Source organism: Acidimicrobiales bacterium (assembly GCA_034521975.1).
GTDB lineage: Bacteria > Actinomycetota > Acidimicrobiia > Acidimicrobiales > SKKL01 > SKKL01.
In genome coordinates, this window is the sequence record JAXHLR010000003.1 from 402,902 (window position 1) to 421,073 (window position 18,172).

12 protein-coding genes, 1 tRNA gene and 4 pseudogenes are annotated in these 18,172 nt (G+C 66.5%); 9 read left to right on the forward strand and 8 right to left on the reverse strand.

Going from position 1 to position 18,172, the window contains the following annotated elements:
* The first annotated feature begins 288 nt into the window (after nt 1–288).
* The 4 genes and pseudogenes from U5K29_04035 to U5K29_04050 all read left to right on the forward strand — a co-directional run bounded on the left by U5K29_04035 (nt 289) and on the right by U5K29_04050 (nt 6,832).
* Nucleotides 289–1,338, forward strand: a complete 1,050-nt coding sequence (locus U5K29_04035) for a hypothetical protein (GenBank protein MDZ7677704.1) — start codon at nt 289–291, stop codon at nt 1,336–1,338.
* Between the two features lie 95 nt (nt 1,339–1,433).
* Nucleotides 1,434–2,548 (forward strand): annotated as a pseudogene (locus tag U5K29_04040) (IS630 family transposase).
* A 1,589-nt stretch (nt 2,549–4,137) separates the two neighbouring features.
* Nucleotides 4,138–5,190, forward strand: a pseudogene (locus tag U5K29_04045) (IS630 family transposase).
* 103 nt (nt 5,191–5,293) lie between these two features.
* Entirely contained in the window at nt 5,294–6,832 is a 1,539-nt protein-coding gene (locus U5K29_04050) for an IS1182 family transposase (GenBank protein MDZ7677705.1), read from the forward strand.
* A 62-nt stretch (nt 6,833–6,894) separates the two neighbouring features.
* Here the strand turns inward: U5K29_04050 and U5K29_04055 are convergent, their stop codons facing one another.
* Nucleotides 6,895–7,905, reverse strand: coding sequence for an IS3 family transposase (locus U5K29_04055; protein ID MDZ7677706.1), 1,011 nt, complete (start codon nt 7,903–7,905; stop codon nt 6,895–6,897).
* Entirely contained in the window at nt 7,847–8,284 is a 438-nt protein-coding gene (locus U5K29_04060) for a transposase (protein MDZ7677707.1), read from the reverse strand. The genes U5K29_04055 and U5K29_04060 overlap by 59 nt, the downstream gene beginning before the upstream one ends.
* A 640-nt stretch (nt 8,285–8,924) precedes the next feature.
* On the opposite strand from U5K29_04060, the gene U5K29_04065 reads away from it, so the two are divergent.
* Complete coding sequence (locus U5K29_04065; GenBank protein MDZ7677708.1) at nt 8,925–9,239, forward strand: hypothetical protein; 315 nt, start codon at nt 8,925–8,927, stop codon at nt 9,237–9,239.
* Between the two features lie 741 nt (nt 9,240–9,980).
* Here U5K29_04065 and U5K29_04070 read toward each other — a convergent pair.
* The gene (locus tag U5K29_04070; protein MDZ7677709.1) at nt 9,981–10,232 is read right to left on the reverse strand and encodes a tyrosine-type recombinase/integrase; all 252 of its coding nucleotides are present in this window, start codon (nt 10,230–10,232) and stop codon (nt 9,981–9,983) included.
* Between the two features lie 161 nt (nt 10,233–10,393).
* On the opposite strand from U5K29_04070, the gene U5K29_04075 reads away from it, so the two are divergent.
* Nucleotides 10,394–10,717, forward strand: a complete 324-nt coding sequence (locus U5K29_04075) for a hypothetical protein (GenBank protein MDZ7677710.1) — start codon at nt 10,394–10,396, stop codon at nt 10,715–10,717.
* Nucleotides 10,718–11,179: 462 nt separating this feature from the next.
* A pseudogene (locus tag U5K29_04080) lies at nt 11,180–12,306 on the forward strand (IS630 family transposase).
* A 168-nt stretch (nt 12,307–12,474) separates the two neighbouring features.
* Here the strand turns inward: U5K29_04080 and U5K29_04085 are convergent.
* The 5 genes and pseudogenes from U5K29_04085 to U5K29_04105 all read right to left on the reverse strand — a co-directional run bounded on the left by U5K29_04085 (nt 12,475) and on the right by U5K29_04105 (nt 15,710).
* Nucleotides 12,475–14,043, reverse strand: a pseudogene (locus tag U5K29_04085) (IS1182 family transposase).
* Nucleotides 14,044–14,171: 128 nt separating this feature from the next.
* Nucleotides 14,172–14,245 (reverse strand) — tRNA-Arg (locus U5K29_04090).
* A gap of 51 nt (nt 14,246–14,296) precedes the next feature.
* Complete coding sequence (locus tag U5K29_04095; GenBank protein ID MDZ7677711.1) at nt 14,297–14,620, reverse strand: PilZ domain-containing protein; 324 nt, start codon at nt 14,618–14,620, stop codon at nt 14,297–14,299.
* 245 nt (nt 14,621–14,865) lie between these two features.
* Nucleotides 14,866–15,282, reverse strand: a complete 417-nt coding sequence (locus U5K29_04100; protein MDZ7677712.1) for an ATP-binding protein — start codon at nt 15,280–15,282, stop codon at nt 14,866–14,868.
* A 92-nt stretch (nt 15,283–15,374) separates the two neighbouring features.
* The gene (locus U5K29_04105) at nt 15,375–15,710 is read right to left on the reverse strand and encodes a hypothetical protein (GenBank protein ID MDZ7677713.1); all 336 of its coding nucleotides are present in this window, start codon (nt 15,708–15,710) and stop codon (nt 15,375–15,377) included.
* Between the two features lie 469 nt (nt 15,711–16,179).
* Here U5K29_04105 and U5K29_04110 point away from each other — a divergent pair, with 469 nt between their 5' ends.
* Together U5K29_04110 and ligD are read left to right on the forward strand one after the other, a co-directional pair.
* The gene (locus U5K29_04110; GenBank protein MDZ7677714.1) at nt 16,180–17,187 is read left to right on the forward strand and encodes a Ku protein; all 1,008 of its coding nucleotides are present in this window, start codon (nt 16,180–16,182) and stop codon (nt 17,185–17,187) included.
* Between the two features lie 15 nt (nt 17,188–17,202).
* On the forward strand, nt 17,203–18,150 hold the full coding sequence (gene ligD / locus U5K29_04115; protein ID MDZ7677715.1) for a non-homologous end-joining DNA ligase: 948 nt from the start codon (nt 17,203–17,205) through the stop codon (nt 18,148–18,150).
* The last annotated feature ends 22 nt before the right edge of the window (nt 18,151–18,172 follow it).

Below are 18,172 nucleotides of genomic sequence, written 5' to 3' on the forward strand. Positions count from 1 at the left end.
CAGCGAACAGAGTCGATGTACTCGCCGGTCGGCGGCCTTACCGGGTGTGCCACGGACCCGATGAGCGGCCGAGGGGTCCTGAGCGGCTGACCACGATCGCGAGGACGACCCGAAACGCGATTGGCGCGGGGCATCGACTCGGGACGTCGCTGTAGCCCCATCGGCGTACGGTGGGAGCCATGGAGGGGTCTACAACAGTGCGCACGCCGACTCAGTTTCGGCAACTTGGTCGTTGACCGGGCGGGGTTTGGGTGAGCGCCCCGGTCCACTGGTCGCTGAGCAGTACAAATGAGCCGTCCGGGTTATACGGATCGCGCAGCGCTGCGGGCATGGGCGGACAGGCGAGAATCTGAGGGAGAGTTCCCTCGGCTCATTCGGCGATTAATTCTCGAAACGACGCCAGGACTCGTCGAGCTGGGAATTCCGGCGGGCGACGGTGTTTCAACGGGGGGATGGGATGGCGTCGTCACATCGACCGAAGGATCGGCCTGGGTTCCGAAGGGGCGTTCTCTGTGGGAGCTGTCCACGGAGAGGAGCGTCGGCGTCAAGGCCGACCGCGACTACGAAAGACGGTCCGCGAATCCGGGCGTCGCCCAGCCGTCCGAGCACGTGTATGTAGCTGGTTCGCTGCGTACGTGGAAGAAGCAAGGGGACTGGGCTGAGGAAAGGCGTGGTCAGGGCTACTGGAAGGATGTTCGTGCCTACGGCCTGGACAACATCGAGACGTGGCTAGAGGACGCACCGGCGACGTGGGCGTGGTTCTCAGAGCAGAACGGGTTGAACCCGTATGGTCTCCGAACTGTCTCGACCTGGTGGGACACCTGGTCGAGACAGACAGATCCGAAGTTGTCTGCGGAGGTGGTGCTTGCTGGACGGGAGGCAACGGCGACGGCAATCGCCGACCGTCTCGGTGGTGGAGGCTTCGTAACAACAATCGGTGGACTATCTCGCGACGAAGTCTGCGCATTCCTTGCCGGCTTTGCAGTTGCCCAGGAGCGATCTGGAAACGGCGACATGATCGCCCGAACTGTCTTCGTTGACGACATAACTGCATGGCGAAGGTCGCTGGACGGGACGCAACCTCTCGTGCTCGTTCCGCTTGACCCGCGGTTCGCCACCGAGGTTCCACCGGACTCACCGCACCATGTACTCGTACCGGTTGATCGCCCAGACGTCGCCGACATGAGTCTTGCACTCCTCGACGCTTCAGGCGGTCGAGACGCGCTGAAGCGCCTTGGTGTCGAAGACGATCAGGAGGCGGATGAGTACGGTCGCCTCGCCCGTCGGAGTCTGACCGCACTTCGCCGTCGGCTTGGAGTTGGGCACGGCGCTGAGTGATCCGGAGTGGTCTCGTCACCCAGTGTCGCGAGCGACACGGGCCTGCCTCCTGAGTGGTCCGTCGTTGAAATAGCTCGGATGGGTAGTGTGTGACGATGCCGGTCGTGATTGCAGAGCCGTTGTCGATGTCGGATGAGCAGCGCGAGGTGTTGGAGCGGATGGCTCGGTCGTCGTCGTTGCCGCATCGCAAGGTCGTGCAAGCGAGGGCGTTGCTGATGGCGGCCGAGGGTGTAGCGACCAATGAGGTGGCTCGGCAGTGTGGGACCACGGCGGATTCGGTGCGGTCATGGCGGCGCCGGTTCGCTGAGCATGGTGTTGAGGGTGTGGGGCGGATCGCTCCGGGTCGGGGGCGCAAGTCGTGGTTGCCGGAGGGCACGGTCGAAGCGGTGGTGCATGACACGTTGCATGCCAAGCCCGATGACGGGTCGACGCACTGGACGACCAGGTCGATGGCAGCACGTCATGGGATCGGCAAGGACTCGGTTGCAGCGGATCTGGCGGGACGACAAGCTCAAGCCGTGGAAGGTCGACACGTTCAAGATCTCCAACGATCCTCGGTTCGAGGAGAAACTCGTCGACGTCGTCGGCCTCTACCTGAACCCGCCTGAGCGGGCCGTGGTGTTCAGCTTCGATGAGAAGACCCAGTGCCAGGCGTTGGACCGAACCCAGCCGTCGTTGCCGATGAAGCGTGGTCGGGGCGAGACGATGACCCATGACTACAAGCGCAACGGGACCACCGATCTGTTCGCCGCGTTGAACGTCGGCACCGGCGAGGTGTTGACCGACACGCGCAAGTCGCACAAGGCAACCGATGTGTTGGCGTTCTTCAAGTGGATCGATCTTCACGTCGAACCGGACCTGGAGATCCACGTCGTGTTGGACAACCTGTCCGCGCACAAGGCTCCACCGGTCGCGAAGTGGCTGGCGCACCCAGAAGCGGGCCCGGTGGCACCTGCACTTCACTCCCACCTCCAGTTCGTGGCTGAACCTGGTCGAGGGCTGGTTCAAGCTGTTGACCGAACGGCGGCTACGCCGCGGCACGTTCACCAGCGTCGACGAGCTCATCGAAGCGATCGAGACCTGGGTCGAGCACTGGAACGACGACCCCAAACCGTTCATCTGGAAGAAGCCCGCCGAGGAGATCCTTGCCAAGGTCCGCCGAGGCCGAGCCGCTCTGACCGCCCAGACCAAATCCGCGACGGACCACTAGCGGGTGCCTGGGCGGACGGACGGGACGGAGATCAAGAGGCGCTCGCGGAGCTTGCTGGAACCGGCTACGAGCAGTTTGTCGAAGACGCACAGGCGCTCAGCGGAACAGCAGACCCGCTCGTTTCCCGTCTAAACGGGGCATGGCACCTCACCGATGCGCTCGACGCCTGGGTGCAGCTCAGCAGTGCCGTGAGCCCGCAGGACTTGCAACGCCTCACTACCGTGGTGGCTGCCGTTCTGGGAGAGGTCGATCCAGCGCTGGAGCTACCGCAGAATGAGCGTTGGTGGCGCGCAGCCTTCGACGGTAAGCAGAGGAACTGCTCAGCTCAGTCTCCGCCGGGGCCTCGCAAGCACGCTCGCACTCCTCGGAGAGTTCGGCGGAACAGTCCGGGCTGCGGGAGGTGGACCAGGTACGGATCTTGCTATTGGCGTAGTGCGGAAGTTGCTGGCCGATGCGAACAGCGATGAAAGTGGGCAACGCTGGGCGTCTATCGCTGAACTCCTTCCTCTCCTGGCGGAGGCCGCTCCCGACGCATTCCTCGAAGGCGTACAGACGGGGCTTTCTGGCGATGAACCCTTGCTCGCAGAGATCTTCACTGACGATGGTGATCCACTCTTCGGCAGCGGCTTCCCCCCACACCGGCCTGCTGTGGGCTTTGGAGACAGCGGCTTGGTCATCGGCGCACCTGGGCCTCGCTATTGAGCTGCTAGCCCAGCTCACGGAGATCGACCCTGTTGGCCGGGCTGAGCAACCGACCAGCCAACAGCTTGTCGTCGATCTCCTGCCCCTGGCATCCAGAGAACACGGCGACGGATGACAGCCGGCTACGGATCGCATCGACGCGAATCCGCCGTCGACATCCGAACGTTGCGTGGCCGTGGATGCTGGATGCCGCGAACCGTGCAGCGCATATGGTATCCATTCGCCGACGCACGGGCCGGGGTATGCGAGACTGGAAACCCTCGAAGATCAGCGTGTTCCCCAGTGCGTACTGGTCATTCGTGGCGTCAGTAATCGAGAGATGCGTGGGGGATGCAAGGAGATCCGCGTCACGCTGGCTGGAACTCATCGACAAGATCGAAGACGTGCTACCCGGTGACAGATCAAAGGTGCTAGCTGAACTCAAGATGAAGACAGTCGACGACGATGTGTTCGATGAACCTGAGCGCATTCAGCTCTGGGCAAAGCTTCGGTCTGTTGCCGGAAAGCACCGTTCGTTCTCCGCATGCCGATTGGGCGTTGTCCGCAGAAGAGCTTGTACCTGTCGAGGAGTTGGTTGGTCAGCTTGCCCCGACCAGCTCGCGAATCAGAGGATCGTTGGCTGTTCGAGGACAACCATCCGGACCTCGACGGTAGGCGAGGTGGACAGACGACCGCGAGCGGTACAAGGAGGTCATTCGCCTCAACAGGCTCGAAGCGGTCGGGCGCATCCTCGATGAGGAAGGGATTGCAGGCGTTCAGCAGCTGGCGGACAGTCTGAAGCAGCCATGGAGCGTTGGGATCGCCCTAGTGGTCCGTCGTTGAAATAGCTCGGATGGGTAGTGTGTGACGATGCCGGTCGTGATTGCAGAGCCCGTTGTCGATGTCGGATGAGCAGCAGCGAGGTGTTGGAGCGGATGGCTCGGTCGTCGTCGTCTGCCGCATCGCAAGGTCGTGCAAGCGAGGGCGTTGCTGATGGCGGCCGAGGGTGTAGCGACCAATGAGGTGGCTCGGCAGTGTGGGACCACGGCGGATTCGGTGCGGTCATGGCGGCGCCGGTTCGCTGAGCATGGTGTTGAGGGTGTGGGGCGGATCGCTCCGGGTCGGGGCGCAAGTCGTGGTTGCCGGAGGGCACGGTCGAAGCGGTGGTGCATGACACGTTGCATGCCAAGCCCGATGACGGGTCGACGCACTGGACGACCAGGTCGATGGCAGCACGTCATGGGATCGGCAAGGACTCGGTTGCGCGGATCTGGCGGGACCACAAGCTCAAGCCGTGGAAGGTCGACACGTTCAAGATCTCCAACGATCCTCGGTTCGAGGAGAAACTCGTCGACGTCGTCGGCCTCTACCTGAACCCGCCTGAGCGGGCCGTGGTGTTCAGCTTCGATGGAGAAGACCCAGTGCCAGGCGTTGCGACCGAACCCAGCCGTCGTTGCCGATGAAGCGTGGTCGGGGCGAGAGCGATGACCCATGACTACAAGCGCAACGGGACCACCGATCTGTTCGCCGCGCTTGAACGTCGGCACCGGCGAGGTGTTGACCGACACGCGCAGTCGCACAAGGCAACCGATGTGTTGCGCGTTCTTCAAGTGAGATCGATCTTCACGTCGAACCGGACCTGGAGATCCACGTCGTGTTGGACAACCTGTCCGCGCACAAGGCTCCACCGGTCGCGAAGTGGCTGGCGCACCCAAAGCGGGCCCGGTGGCACCTGCACTTCACTCCCACCTCCAGTTCGTGGCTGAACCTGGTCGAGGGCTGGTTCAAGCTGTTGACCGAACGGCGGCTACGCCGCGGCACGTTCACCAGCGTCGACGAGCTTCATCGAAGCGATCGAGACCTGGGTCGAGCACTGGAACGACGACCCCAAACCGTTCATCTGGAAGAAGCCCGCCGAGGAGATCCTTGCCAAGGTCCGGCCGAGGCCGAGCGCGCTCTGACCGCCCAGACCAAATCCGCGACGGACCACTAGGAGTCTGCTGAGCAATCGGGGGCGAGGGGGCTCGATTCGCGATGTTGGTTCGGATCGGGTGGACTGTGGGGATGCAGGGATCGTCTCGCTTGGATCGTGAGCTGCTGGATGCAGCGGCGCTGTGTTCGCATCTACTCGGTGAGGGGTCGGTGCACGCGTTCTTGGCTGAGCACCGTCACCGGTTGTTCCCCGATGAGATGTTCGTGGACCTGTTCCCGACGAAGCGGGGTCGGCCGTCGGTGCCAGCGGATGTGGTTGCCACGGTGATGGTGCTGCAGGCGTTGGAGGGCCTGTCAGATCGAGAGGCGGTCCGCCAGCTCGAGACGAACATCGCGTGGAAGGCGGCGACAGGGCTGGCGTTGACCGACGAAGCGTTCCACTCGACGGTGCTGGTGTTGTGGCGCAACAAGTTGAACGCGTCGGACCGACCGAAGCGGATCTTTGAAGCGGTCGCCACCTTGATGGACGAGTCCAGGGTTCTCGCTGGCAAGACCCGCCGGGCGTTGGACTCAACGGTGCTGGATGACGCGGTGGCCCGCCAGGACACGATCACGATGATCGCTACCCAGATCCGTCGGGTCCGCAAGCTGGTTCCCGAACTCGGGTCGGTGTGGGTCCGCGAGCACAACTTGGAGCCGGGCCGGCCGCCGTGTGACTGGGACGACCCCGCCGATCGCGACCGCCTGGTGTCTGAGCTGGTCGATGATGCCAACGAGTTGGTGTGGGCCGCCGAGGACCTCGTCGAAGACGGTCTCGAGCTCACCGAGAAGCAGGCTGATGCGGTGGCGTTGTTGGCCCTGGTCGCGGGCCAAGACGTCGAACCCGGCGACCGGCCCGGTCAGTGGCGCATCACCCGGGGCACCGCCACCGACCGGGTCATCTCGACGGTCGATCCCGAGTCCCGCCACGCGCACAAGACCCGGTCGTCCTACCGCGACGGCTACAAGGCCCACGTCGCCGCCGAGCCCGACACCGGGCTCATCACCGCGTGTGATCTGGGCCCCGGCAACGCCGCCGACACCGACGCCGCCCCCGATCTGGTTGCGGATGAACCAGCAGGCACCGAGGTCCTCGGCGACTCCGCCTACGGATCGGGCGAGTTCCGCGACCACCTCAAGACCCACGACATGACCGCGGTGATCAAGCCCCCACCGCTACGCCCCGCCACCGTGGGCGGCTACACCCTCGACGACTTCACCATCGACCTCGACGCCAGAACCGTGACCTGTCCCGAAGACATCACCGTCACCATCACCACCTCCGGTTCGGCCCGATTCGGCACCCACTGCACCACCTGCCCGGTCCGGGGCCGCTGCACCACCGCCACACGCGGGCGGGTCATCAAACTGCACCCCCATCATCGGCAGCTCGCTGCCGCCCGAGCCCAGGCCGGCACCGACGACTTCGACACCGTCTACCGGCAACACCGGCCGATGATCGAACGCAGCATTGCCTGGCTGGTCAAGAACAACCACCGACGGCTCCGCTACCGAGGGATCCAACGCAACCAGCTCGGCTGGTCACTGCGATGCGCGGCGGTGAACCTCAAACGACTCCTCGCGCTCGGCCTCACCCACAACAGCGGCTGGACCATCGCCCCAACGACCTGAGCGCCGGTCCTGAGCCGCTCCAGGCTCCCAACGGAACGTGTCAAGGGGGATGAGACAACTTCTTACGCGGATTGGATGAGTGCTTCTCGGTTGGGGTCGTTGATCCACGCTGCCTCGGGAAGCTTGGGTGGTGTGGGTGGGCGGTGGCGGAATCGGGCGGGGTTGGTGTTGTAGGCGGCGGTGAGGGTGGCGGCTCGGGCGGCGCGGATCTCGGTGGCGGTGCCGTAGTGGACCGATGCGGGGGTGTGCAGGCCGATGCCGGCGTGGCGGTGGGTGTGGTTGTAGTGATCGAAGAACGCGGCGCAGAACGAGCGGGCATCGGCGATGGATCCGAACCGGGTGGGGAACGCGGGGCAGTACTTGAGGGTCTTGAACTGGGCTTCGCTGTAGGGGTTGTCGTTGGAGACCGATGGGCGGCTGTGGGAGCGGGTGACGCCGAGGTCGACGAGGAGCTGGGCGACGGGTTTGGAGGTCATCGAGGTGCCGCGGTCGGCATGCAGGGTGAGCTGGTTGCGGTCGATGCCTTGTTGGTCGAGGGCGTCGGCGATGAACGCTTCGGCGAGTTCGCCGGTCTCAGCGGCGGCGACACACCAGCCGACGACGTAGCGGGAGTAGATGTCGATGATCACGAACAGCTCGTAGTAGACGCCGCGTTCGGGGCCGGGGAGCTTGGTGATATCCCATGACCACACCTCATTCGGTGCGGTCGCGATGAGCTCGGGGCGCTTGCGGGCCGGGTGGGTGCGTTGGCGGCGACGTTCGCGGTTCTCCCCGGCGGCGGCGAGGAGCCGGTACATGGTGCGGATCGAACACAGGTAGATGCCGTCGTCGAGGAGCTGGGCCCACACCTGAGCCGGGGCGAGGTCCCGGTACTTGGGCGAGCGAAGCACCGACAACACGTGCTGTTGTTCGGGCTCGGACAGCTTGTTCGGCGGCGCCGGCCGCGGTGGCGCAGGCCCATGGACCGGTGCCCGACGGCGACGCAGCACCGTGGAACGGTTGACGCCCAACAGCTCACACGCCCGCTTGGTCGACGTGGCCTCCTCCAGGGCGGGCAGATGCTCGGCGGTCACGGCTTCGACCTGGTCTCGGTGTCCGCGCTCTCGGAGAGCTGCTCCAGAGCGCGTGCACTTTTCCCGTGATCTCCAACGCGGTCTGGGTCTTGGCCAGCTCCGAACTCAACCGTTGGTTCTGGCGACGCAACCTGTCGAGCTCGATCTGCTCCGCTGAGCGGCGCTTCTTCGACTTGGCCGCCAGACCCGCCCGGGCGCCGGCCTCGGCCTGCTTGCGCCACTCCGAGATGTGCGAGCTGTACAGCCCCTCGCGGCGCAGGATCGCTCCGCGCTCCTCCGAGCCCTTCGGCCACGAGTCGTACTCGGCGAGGATCTCCGCCTTGTACCCGGCGGTGAACCTCCGCCGCGTCGGACGTCGCCGCAGGATCGATGTCGTCATCGTCAGTCACACCCCCAGTGTGGGCGCGGCCGTTCAACGATGCAGTGGTCATGGTCATGGTTCTCGAGTTCCTGTCTCGCCCCGTCGGGTCAGAAGATCGGGTACCGCAGGTGTCTCAACTCACCCTGACAGACAGGGCAACGCACCCTCGCCGAGCGACCCGCCAGCTCATCGCCCCCCACCACACGGCTCAACCAACCGATCCAGCTCGACACCGCGCCCGAACCCAGCGTCGCTCCCGCCAGCACACCTGCCAAGCGCCGTTGCTCAGCAGACTCCTAGCCGACAAACACCCAACGTTTGACGACCAGCTTGTGACGTCACTGGGGTTCCGCCAGAGGCCAGCGATCGCTCGCTGCCCCTGGTCATATCTCGCTCAGCGTTTCGCCAACGAGGGATGGGACTGGCTTGGGAGGGCTTCGATTGCAGCGCCCGATCTCTCCCCGGCGCGGCGCGGACTCCTACTCCTCGCATCTAGCGACTTCCCGAAGGCATGGGAGCGGGCGGACGATTTCGGAGGGGGCCGCGACCGCCACAGCCTTCTGGCAGGAGTTCCGTCCCCGTACGGGTCTGCGGCGACTTCGAGTATGTCCAGCAGGCGGCACGACGGCTCATGGATGTTGGACGCCACGCTGTCGCCTTGGATTTGATCAACATCTACCGCGGCGACGAGGAGAGCGCCGAGAGGTATGCACTGCTGGTCGCCGAGGGTCTTGAGGTGTTGCTCAGAGAGAGCAACCTAACGAAAACGAAATTGCCGTCCTCGGAAACCACGGATTCAAGTCGCTGTTCGAACTGCTCGAGAATCAGCGGGAGGGTCGTGGGAGTTCTGAGCGAGTTGCCGAGTTGGAGTGGGCGCATAGTCCGCCTGCACTGGGGCTTCGAGCCGACGATTCCGTCGCTCGCCGAGGTCGAGCTTGCCCAGTCTCCAGGACCTGTTCGTCGAGGTGATTAGCACGGTGTATCGCTCACATCGTGACGATTACGACGAAGAGAGCGATGGCGAAGGTGACAGCGCCAACGAGGGCGCCGAGTGATCCAGCTATTGCACAGGAGCACGCGTAACAGGCTGTTGGCGAACTGGAACCATCCTCCCGGCATGAGTTCAGACGGAATCGACGAAGCCGGACTGAGCGAGTGGGTCGACGAAGTCATCACGAAGCTGAACGGAGGCCGGTCGGCTTGACGCCGGACTCTTACACATCGGGCACATTCTGACGGCCTTCCCAGCCCGGCGACGACGGGGTTCAGCCACCGAAGGAGGTGCGCGATCTAATCGAGAGACTGGCGAACAACAAGTTGGAGGAAGGCTACCTCACCCGAATTCTCAACAGCCGAGGTGTCACGTCTCGTGGCCTTGAAGACGGCGGTGCAAAGGAGCAGGTACTCGCGAACGGGTTCCGTACTGATGCTGGCGCCCTCGCTGATGGAATACCCGCGGACGGCTTCGATCCTGCGACAGATTGCTGACTCGGCGGTGCGAGCGAGAGGCGCATTGGAACGAATCCAACGGCGCAGAGAGCTTCCCGAAGAGGTCTCCGCCGATGCCGCCACGAGCTGGCACGCGCGCGAGCCCGCTGACCGCTCTGTTGGGGGACATGGAGCCGACGTCGCCCGTATCGGGTGTCGAAGCTCGTCGCACTGTCTGCCCTCGATGCGTCCTTGAAGGGCAGGGCCCGGCGTGGGTGCAGATATCTCAGGAGGCGCCTGCATTCGGGGAGAGCAGGGCGCCGAGGTAGGTGGCGGCGACTCGGTCGGTGGCGGGGAGGGCGTGGGTGTAGATGTTGAGCGTCGTGGCGGTGTCGCGGTGGCCGAGGCGGGAGCTGATCGTGGCGATCGGGACGCCGCCGTCGCCGAGCACGGTGGCGACGAAGTGGCGCAGGTCGTGCAGGCGCACCCGGTCGAGGCCGAGCTGGGCCCGGAGCCGGCCGAACCGGTTGGTGCACACGTCCGGGCCGCCACGGCCGACCCTCGACGTCGGCGAACACGTAGGCGTCGTCGGCCAGGCGCACGCCGAGCGCCAGCGCCCGCTCGAGCATCCGCCGACGGTGCTCCCGCAGAACGAGCACCGTCGCCTCGTCGAGCGACACCCGCCGCGACGCATGGGTCTTGGTCGACTTCTCGTACGGCACGCCGTTGGCCATGGCGATCGCCCGGCGGATCACCAGCTCCTCCCCGTCGAGGTCGATGTCCGACCAGCGCAGCCCGCAGCCCTCACCCCGTCGGCACCCGGTGGCGGCGAGCACCCACAGGTACGCACCGAACTCGGGATCGTCCTCCCGAGCAGCCGAGAGCAACAGCAGCACCTCGTCGACCGTCGGCGGCGTCACCGTCTTCCGGGTCTGCGGCGGCGGCGTCGCATCCACCGCCGGCGACCGGGCGATCAGTCCCCACTTGCGGGCCTGCTCGAGCGACTGGCGCACCACGGTGTGACAGATCCGCACCGTCCGGGCCGACAGCCCCGAGCCACGCAGCTCGGCGTAGAGCGTGTCGAGCTCGATCGGCCGCAGCGACGCCAGCTTCCGCTCGCCGAGCGCCGGCCGCAGGTACTTGCGGGCCACCCACTCATACGACGTCACCGTCGACGGCTCCACCGCCAGGCGCTTCACCGTCAGCCACCGGTCGAGCAGCTCGCCGAAGGTCAGCGGCGCCGCGGCGGCGTGGCGACCCTCGTCGACCTCGACGAGCAACCGGGACAGCTCCCGCTCGGCCTCGTGGCGCGTCCCGGTGATCGTCCGCTGGGAGTACCGCTTCCTGCCATCAGCGGAGCGCCCCAGGTACGCCTTGATCCGCCAGCTCTTCGGTCCTCGTTGCTGGATGTGTCCTCGCATGTCGGCCTCCTCGGCACTACTAGTGGTCCGTCGTTGAAATAGCTCGGATGGGTAGTGTGTGACGATGCCGGTCGTGATTGCAGAGCCGTTGTCGATGTCGGATGAGCAGCGCGAGGTGTTGGAGCGGATGGCTCGGTCGTCGTCGTTGCCGCATCGCAAGGTCGTGCAAGCGAGGGCGTTGCTGATGGCGGCCGAGGGTGTAGCGACCGATGAGGTGGCTGGGCAGTGTGGGACCACGGCGGATTCGGTGCGGTCACGGCGGCGCCGGTTCGCTGAGCATGGTGTTGAGGGTGTGGGGCGGATCGCTCCGGGGTCGGGGGCGCAAGTCGTGGTTGCCGGAGGGCACGGTCGAAGCGGTGGTGCATGACACGTTGCATGCCAAGCCCGATGACGGGTCGACGCACTGGACGACCAGGTCGATGGGCAGCACGTCATGGGATCGGCAAGGACTCGGTTGCGCGGATCTGGCGGGAGCCACGAGCTCAAGCCGTGGAAGGTCGAGACGTTCAAGATCTCCAACGATCCTCGGTTCGAGGAGAAACTCGTCGACGTCGTCGGCCTCTACCTGAACCCGCCTCGAGCGGGCCGTGGTGTTCAGCTTCGATGAGAAGACCCAGTGCCAGGCGTTGGACCGAACCCAGCCGTCGTTGCCGATGAAGCGTGGGCCGGGGCGAGACGACGACCCATGACTACAAGCGCAACGGGACCACCGATCTGTTCGCCGCGTCGAACGTCGGCACCGGGCGAGGTGTTGACCGACACGCGCAAGTCGCACAGGGCAACCGACGCGTCGGCGTTCTTCAAGTGGATCGATCTTCACGTCGAACCGGACCTGGAGATCCACGTCGTGTTGGACAACCTGTCCGGCGGCACAAGGCTCCACCGGTCGCGAAAGTGGCTGGCGCACCCAAAGGGGGCCCGGCGGCACCTGCACTTCACTCCCACCTCCAGTTCGTGGCTGAACCTGGTCGAGGGCTGGGTTCAAGCTGTTGACCGAACGGCGGCTACGCCCGCCGGCGCGTTCACCAGCGTCGACGTGGTCCCGTCGAAGCGATCGAGACCTGGGTCGAGCACTGGAACGACGACCCCGAACCGTTCATCTGGAAGAAGCCCGCCGAGGAGATCCTTGCCAAGGTCCGCCGAGGCCGAGCCGCTCTGACCGCCCAGACCAAATCCGCGACGGACCACTAGGAGTCTGCTGAGCAACGGCGCTTGGCAGGTGTGCTGGCGGGAGCGACGCTGGGTTCGGGCGCGGTGTCGAGCTGGATCGGTTGGTTGAGCCGTGTGGTGGGGGGCGATGAGCTGGCGGGTCGCTCGGCGAGGGTGCGTTGGGAGCCTGGAGCGGCTCAGGACCGGCGCTCAGGTCGTTGGGGCGATGGTCCAGCCGCTGTTGTGGGTGAGGCCGAGCGCGAGGAGTCGTTCGAGGTTCACCGCCGCGCATCGCAGTGACCAGCCGAGCTGGTTGCGTTGGATCCCTCGGTAGCGGAGCCGTCGGTGGTTGTTCTTGACCGAGCCAGGCAATGCTGCGTTCGATCATCGGCCGGTGTTGCGGTAGACGGTGTCGAAGTCGTCGGTGCCGGCCTGGGCTCGGGCGGCAGCGAGCAGCCGATGATGGGGGTGCAGTGTGATGACCCGCCCGCGTGTGGCGGTGGTGCAGCGGCCCCGGACCGGGCAGGTGGCGCAGTGGGTGCCGAATCGGGCCGAACCCGACGCCGTGATGGTCACGGTGATGTCTTCGGGGCAGGTCACGGTTCTGGCGTCGAGGTCGATGGTGAAGTCGTCGAGGGTGTAGCCGCCCACGGTGGCGGGGCGTAGCGGTGGGGGCTTGATCACCGCGGTCATGTCGTGGGTCTTGAGGTGGTCGCGGAACTCGCCCGATCCGTAGGCGGAGTCGCCGAGGACCTCGGTGCCTGCTGGTTCGTCGGCGACCAGATCGGGGGCGGCGTCGGTGTCGGCGGCGTTGCCGGGCCCGATGTCGCATGCGGTGATCAGCCCGGTGTCGGGCTCGGCGGCGACGTGGGCCTTGTAGCCGTCGCGGTAGGACGAGCGGGTCTTGTGCGCGTGACGCGCCTCGGGATCGACCGTGGAGATGACCCGGTCGCTAGCGGTGCGTTGGGCGATGCGCCAGCGGCCGGGCCCGTCGCCGGGTTCGACGTCTTGGCCCGCGACCAGAGCCAACAAGCCAACGGCGTCGGCTTGGGCTTCGGTCAGCTCCAGGCCCTCGCCTTGGAGATCTTCGACGGCCCACAGCAGTTCGTTGGCGTCGTCGACGAGCTCGGAAACGAGCCGGTCACGATCGGCCGGATCGTTCCAATCGCAGGGCGGCCGTCCGCCTTCGAGGTTGTGCTCGCGCACCCACACCGACCCGAGTTCGGGCACGAGTTTGCGGACGCGGCGAATCTGGGTAGCGATCATCGTGATCGTGTCCTGACGCGCCACCGCGTCGTCGAGCACCGTGGAGTCCAACGCCCGACGGTGCTTGCTGGCGATCACACCCGACTCGGTGATCACCACCTTCACCGCGTCGAAGATCCGCTGTGGCGCGTCCGACCCACGCAGCTTGTTACGCCACAGGGTGAGCACGGTCGGATGGAACGCCTCGTCGGTCAACGCCAGCCCCGTGGCTGCCTTCCACGCGATGTCGGTCTGCAACGCCCGGCACGCTTCGCGGTCCGAGCGGCCCTCCAACGCCTGCAGCACCATCACCGTCGCCACCACATCAGCGGGCACCGACGGGCGACCACGGCGGGTCGGGAACAGATCGGCGAACATCTCATCGGGGAACAACCGGTGACGGTGCTCGGCCAAGAACGCGTGCACCGACCCCTCACCGAGCAGATGCGAACACAGCGCCGCTGCATCCAGCAGCTCACGATCCGGAACAGACGATCCCTGCATCCCCCCAGTCCAGCCGACCCGAACCGACATCGCGAATCGAGCCCGACTGCCCGCCGATTGCTCAGCAGTCTCCTAGGCCGGCGGAGTGCCAACGGAGTGCCAAGAAGGCTGAGAAAAGCAAAAGTCCCAAGTCACGAGTCTGTGACCTGGGACTTCAGCGCGCTCGGAGGGAGTCGAACCCCCGACCTTCTGATCCGTAGTCAGATGCTCTATCCAGCTGAGCTACGAGCGCAGGAACTGGCAGTGTAGGACATCGCAGGCGCCCACCCACAACGGGCTCGGGTCACCAGCCGTGCTGGCGGGCGATCGGTGGCGGGCGCAGTTCCAGCCCGTCGCGCCGGTAGCACTCGCGGAACACGTCGACGATCGCCTGGGCGAACTCCGGCGACGGTCGCAGGAACTCGATGCCGTAGGCCAGGACCTCCTCGACGTTGGTCGGCCGTTGCCACCGAACCCGGATGTCGCAGGGCACCTCGGCCAGGATCACCACCAGGTGGCTGCCCCGTTTGATGCGGTCGTCGGCCTGGGCGACCACCTGCGCACCGGTCTGGGAGATGTCGAGGACGCGCGCGACGAGCGGCTGCTTGCTCGCTCTGCGTGCACCCACCTTCGTACCTGGGGGGCACCACAAGACGGTCAGGTCGGTTGGGGACACCCTCTCCCCCATACGACGCTCGGTCATGGTTCCTCTTGTCACATCTCATTGCACCGCGCTATCTACCGTAGCGATGTGCTGGCTCCTCCTGGGCGCATGGTCGGCAGTCGGGCCGGTTGACAAAGGGCTCGCAACGAACAGTCCGTGACCCCCGGCGGGCGGAGCCGGGGGCCACGGGTCATGTGACGACGAGGTCGTCAGCGGCGGGAAACGCCGAGGTTGCGGGTGATCTCGACGACAGTGGTGTCGCCTCGGCGCTCGACGACGAGGTCATCGGTCAGCGCATCGACGATGGGGAGACCACGTCCCCGCACGGCGCGGACGGCGGGGAACTCGAGGGACCGAGCGAGGTCGAAGCCGCGGCCGTGGTCGCTCACCTGCAGCACGACGGTGGGGCCACGGTCGAAGTGCCCATGGACCTCGATGGTGGCGTCGGGCCCCGGCGATGCCTCGACGGCGTTGGTCACCAGCTCGGTGACCACCAAGGCCAGCTCATCGTTCATCACTCGGTCGGTCCGGGCTTGCGCCAGCCACCGGCTCACCCGGTGCCGGGCGGTCGGGACCGCGTCGACCGAGGCCACCAACCTGACCTCGAGCGGCTGGTCGAACCTCACCGCCATCGGGTGTCGACCCGCGAACGGGAACCGAACCTGGTCCGCGGGGAGGCGTGAGGAGCGCCCCTGGGGACGAGCGGGCATCGTGGCACTCACCCAACCGCCCCATCGTCGACCGTGGTGTTCGGCGGAGCCCGGTCGAGTGCCGCCAGCACCTCGGCATCGGCGAGGGTGGACTCGGGACCGTAGTTGGCGATCACGACGCCAAGCGCCCCGCAGCCGGGACACCGGACCGGGACGACGGCCAGCATGTCGGCGGGGTCGGAGGCGCCCTCGAGCCGGCGCACCGGTCCGTGGCGGCACTCCCCGGCCGCGAAGTCCTCTCCGCAGCTGTAGCAGTGGATGACCGCTCCCTCGCGGCTGTTGAACTGCTGGGTGTAGCCGTCCGCTTCGTAGCGGCGCAGCACCGCCAGCAGTGGAGTGTCCATCGGGTCCCGCCCGGAACCGGGCACTGTGCCCTGTGGATCACCGTCCGACATCACTTCCGTCCTCGGGGGTTTGCTCGGGGGTCGTCTCGGATGATCGGTGACTACCCCCGACCGTGACCGGCGAAACCGACCGGCAGCGGTGGTGCCCGATTGGTCACACCGGCGAGGGATCGGGGATGGGCGGGTTGGGATCGGGCTGACCCGGGCCTGGCGTCGGCGGCTCCGGCCCCGGGTCGGGCGGCGGCTCCACCGGCGGTGGGGGGCGTGTCGGCGGGGGATCGATCGGCGGGGGTGCGGGTTGTGGGGTCGGTGAGGGAACCGTTGCAGCAGTCATGGTCGCGCCCTACCCGGTCGCTCAAGGCCTATGCAGTCGTGCCGACAGTAAGATGTTGAACCCCGAACCCTCAGGGTAGAGAGTCATGGGTCTGTGGCCTGTGTGCTGCATGGCTCCGGCCCCAGGAGGTCCCCGATGCCCCGTGCCGTGTGGAGTGGAGCGATCAGCTTCGGGCTGGTCAGCATCCCGGTGAAGCTGTTCACCGCCGTCTCGTCCAAGACCGTGCGCTTCAACCAGATCGACCGCCGCAGCGGGTCCCGCGTGCGCCAACGGCTGGTCTCGGAGACCGACGGGGCAGAGGTGCCCCGCAGCGACATCGCCAAGGGCTATCAGCTCGGTCCCGGCGAGTACGTCCTGGTCGACGACAGCGAACTGGAGGCGCTCGACCCCAAGGCCGAGCACACCATCGACATCGAGGAGTTCGTCGATCTTGCCGACATCGACCCGATCTACTTCGACCGGCCCTACTGGCTGGCACCCGACCCGGGCACCGCCAAGCCCTATGCCCTGCTGGCCCGGACCATGGCCGAGTCGAACAAGGTGGCCATCGCCCGGTTCGTGATGCGGTCCCGCCAGCAGCTCGCCGCCGTCCGCGCCGTCGACGGCCGCCTCGTCATGTCCACGATGAACTGGGCCGACGAACTGGTCGACCCCGCCGAACTGCCCGGCTTCGACGCCCTTGATGATTTCGAGGTGTCCGAGCGCGAGCAGAAGCTCGCCGAACAGCTCATCGAATCGCTCGCCGCCGACTGGGACCCCACCAAGTACCACGACACCCACCGAGAGCAGGTCCTGGCCCTCATCGACCGCAAGGCCAGCGGCGACGAGGAGGTGGTCACGACCGGTGAGACCGCCGGCACCGGCGGCGAGGTCGTCGACCTCATGGCTGCCCTCGAGGCCAGCGTCGAAGGTCGCCGCCGGGCCAAGGGTCGCCATCCCTCCTCCACAGCCGAGGGCAGCGAGACCGCCAAGGGCACCCGGTCGGCAACGGCCAAGTCGCCCGCCAAGAAGGCGCCGGCCAAGAAGCAGACCGCCAAGAAGGCCCCGGCCAAGAAGCAGACCGCCAAGAAGGCCCCTGCCAAGAAGCAGACCGGCGCGACGGCCAAGCGGAAGACCTCCCCGCCCGCCCGCAAGTCGGCCTGATCCCCGGGGCCCACCGTGAGCGAGCGCACCGAGGTCACCTTCGAAGGACGCCGGCTCAGCGTGTCCAACCTCGACAAGGTGCTGTATCCCGCCAGCGGGTTCACCAAGGGCGACCTCATCGACTACTACGTCGGCATCGCCCCGGCGCTCGTCCCCCACTTGGACGGGCGCGGCGTCACCCTGCGCCGGTTCCCCGACGGGGTCGACGAGGACTCGTTCTTCGAGAAGCGCTGCCCCAGGCACCGCCCAGACTGGGTCGAGGTCGCTCCGGGTCCCGGTGAGGGACGCGACGACGGCATCGACTACTGCGTCATTGCCGACGCGCCGAGCCTGGCCTGGGCCGCGAACCTGGCCGCCATCGAGCTGCACGCCCCGCTGCACCTGGCGTCGGATGCCGAGCATCCCACCGCCCTGGTGTTCGATCTCGACCCTGGTCCCGGCACCGACATCACCGACTGCGCCGGGGTGGCGCTCGAGCTCGCCGAGCTGCTCGAGCGCGACGACCTGGCGGGTGTGGCCAAGACCTCGGGCTCCAAGGGTCTGCAGCTCTATGTCCCCCTCAACGGCGAACCCCGTGCCGGACTCAAGCGAGCCACACCCACCTACGAGCGGACCAGGGCCTACGCGCTCACCCTGGCCGCCGAGCTCGAGGAACAGCACCCCGACCGGGTCGTGACCACCATGGCCAAGCAGGCCCGCACGAACAAGGTCTTCATCGACTGGAGCCAGAACCACCAGCACAAGACCACCGTCGCCGTGTACTCGCTGCGCGGCCGCGAGCACGCCACCGCATCCACGCCGCTCACCTGGGACGAGGTCGACCAGGCCGCCGCCGGCACCCGTTGGTCGTTCACCGCCCACGAGGTGCTCGACCGGGTCGATGATCTCGGCGACCTGTTCGAACCGGTCATCACCGACCGCCAGGCCCTTCCCGACGTGGACCGCTCCATCCTCGAGCGCTGAGGCGACCACCGGCCCCGCGCCA

Coding starts and splice junctions, on each gene's coding strand:
- U5K29_04035 (MDZ7677704.1), top strand. CDS start 289: ATGAGCCGTCCGGGTTATACGGATCGCGCAGCGCTGCGGGCATGGGCG.
- U5K29_04050 (MDZ7677705.1), top strand. CDS start 5,294: ATGCAGGGATCGTCTCGCTTGGATCGTGAGCTGCTGGATGCAGCGGCG.
- U5K29_04060 (MDZ7677707.1), bottom strand. CDS start 8,284: ATGACGACATCGATCCTGCGGCGACGTCCGACGCGGCGGAGGTTCACC.
- U5K29_04105 (MDZ7677713.1), bottom strand. CDS start 15,710: ATGGACACTCCACTGCTGGCGGTGCTGCGCCGCTACGAAGCGGACGGC.
- U5K29_04110 (MDZ7677714.1), top strand. CDS start 16,180: ATGCCCCGTGCCGTGTGGAGTGGAGCGATCAGCTTCGGGCTGGTCAGC.